Origin of the sequence: Pectobacterium versatile, assembly GCF_020166435.1 — a bacterium.
Classification (GTDB): Bacteria; Pseudomonadota; Gammaproteobacteria; order Enterobacterales; family Enterobacteriaceae; genus Pectobacterium; species Pectobacterium versatile.
The window spans coordinates 1-1626 of the sequence record NZ_JAINZP010000050.1 but is presented as its reverse complement, the minus strand read 5'-3'; the positions used below and the strand labels follow the sequence as shown (position 1 = coordinate 1626).

The 1626-nt window shown below is 48.3% G+C and carries 3 protein-coding genes; 2 read left to right on the top strand and 1 reads right to left on the bottom strand.

Translation table 11 applies throughout. From position 1 onward, the window contains the following. Nucleotides 1-781, top strand: a 781-nt coding sequence (locus tag K7X24_RS21800; protein WP_224558264.1) for an RHS repeat-associated core domain-containing protein, incomplete at its 5' end; no start/stop codon positions are given. A gap of 11 nt (nt 782-792) precedes the next feature. Then, a complete protein-coding gene (locus K7X24_RS21795) occupies nt 793-1089 on the top strand; it encodes a hypothetical protein (protein WP_044210038.1) in 297 nt (98 codons plus the stop codon). 73 nt (nt 1090-1162) lie between these two features. On the opposite strand, the gene K7X24_RS21790 is transcribed toward K7X24_RS21795, so the two are convergent. Continuing rightward, a complete protein-coding gene (locus K7X24_RS21790) occupies nt 1163-1507 on the bottom strand; it encodes a SymE family type I addiction module toxin (RefSeq protein WP_224558263.1) in 345 nt (114 codons plus the stop codon). Nucleotides 1508-1626: the final 119 nt, after the last annotated feature.

The following is a 1626-nucleotide window of genomic DNA, read 5'->3' as shown; positions in this document are numbered from 1 at the left end:
TGACGGACGCTGGGAAACCGACTTTGTCACCAGCAGCCAGAACGGTGAACCCCAGGCCGTCTTCAATCCGCAAGGCGAACTTCGCTGGCGGGCACCGAAAAGCACCCTCTGGGGGCAGCGGCAGAGCCATCTTGAGGAAAATATCGACCCAGGCCTTGCCTTTGCCGGACAGTACCGTGACACCGAAAGCGGGCTATGTTATAACCGTTTTCGGTACTACGACCCAGCAGGTGGATGTTATGTCTCGCCTGACCCGATAGGGATCGCGGGGGGTGAGAGTAACTATGGGTATGTGCCGAATCCTATTAGTTGGATCGATCCGCTAGGCTTAAGAGGAAAATGTTCTACTGGTTATAAAAATGCGGATGATGCAGGCCGCGCAGCCTTAACAAAATATAACCACATGTCTATTTTCAAAAATAGAGAATATGGAGGGATTATATTTAAAGCGCAAGACGGCACTTATGGATATACCCGTGGTCGTTTGGGTTCAGGGAGAACAGCCCCAACCTTTAAAGAATCCTCGGCAGGGTTACCAAAAGGTTCAACACCTGTCGGCCAGTATCACACCCATGGTGATTACTCGGATATTAACTTTAATAGGACTAATAGTGCTGGAGATATGCATAGTAGTGATATCTTTTCTAGAGCTGATATCAGAATACATAATGCTGCTGATGCGACTTTCCCAGGCTATACAGATGTATTAGGAACGCCAAGCGGCAAGTTTTGGAAGATTTTCGGTCAGGTTAGTGGGCCAGGTGATGCGATTCCTTTATGAGTGGAGGATTTATGGCTTTTTTTGTCCAATTAGATAAGGCAATCTCGCCATATTTATTTAAAGCTATTGATGCTGCAAAAAATAGCGAGTTAGTTTTATCTCGGAAGTATGATATAGAAAATTTTTACATTTTATTCGAAGATTTTGTACATAAAAAAGATGGTAAAGAATATTACACAATAAATTTTTATGCTAAAGAAGTATCTCAAGAAAATTGGATGAATGTATCTCCCTACGATGTCGGGGGGGTAAATATTGATATAGATATTAACACAAAAGAGATTCTTCATATTTACGGGGATCGTTAATAACTATTCAATATAAAAATCCGGAAGCGATCCCCAAGATCCTTCCGGCTTTATTATTTAACAGCTTGTCTGATTACGCCAGCATCACCCCGTGTGCTGCCCAGATCACTATTTTATCGGGCAGCCCCGTTATCTCCAGCGGTGAACCGAGTAACCCGCTCTGCGTCAGCCACTCCCCTGCCAGCATCAGTTCGCCGTTATCGCCGACCCAGTCCGCGCCTTCGGTGTCGCTGCCGTCCAGTTCGCTCATCAATGTGGCCACATCAGTCTCGTCATCCAGTCGGGTGAGTATCAACCCGTTGCGATACAGACTGATACGAAACATCGCCCCGGCGGTAAAGCCTGCCTGTGCCAGCCCGTCACCCGTGAGGGTCAGTTCGGGCAACACACCCTGATGAAACGCCACCTGAATGCTCATTGTCCGCCTCCCACATCCAGCCCACCGGGGAAGGTGTTCAGCCAGCGGGTGGCGGCGCAGGCCGCACAGTGGAAACCGACGAAGCTTACCGCTACACCCGCAACGGCCTGCCGCAGGAG

Bases quoted from the DNA above. Each gene is read 5' to 3' on its own strand.
- K7X24_RS21790 (WP_224558263.1), bottom strand. From the start codon at position 1,507: ATGAGCATTCAGGTGGCGTTTCATCAGGGTGTGTTGCCCGAACTGACC.
- K7X24_RS21795 (WP_044210038.1), top strand. From the start codon at position 793: ATGGCTTTTTTTGTCCAATTAGATAAGGCAATCTCGCCATATTTATTT.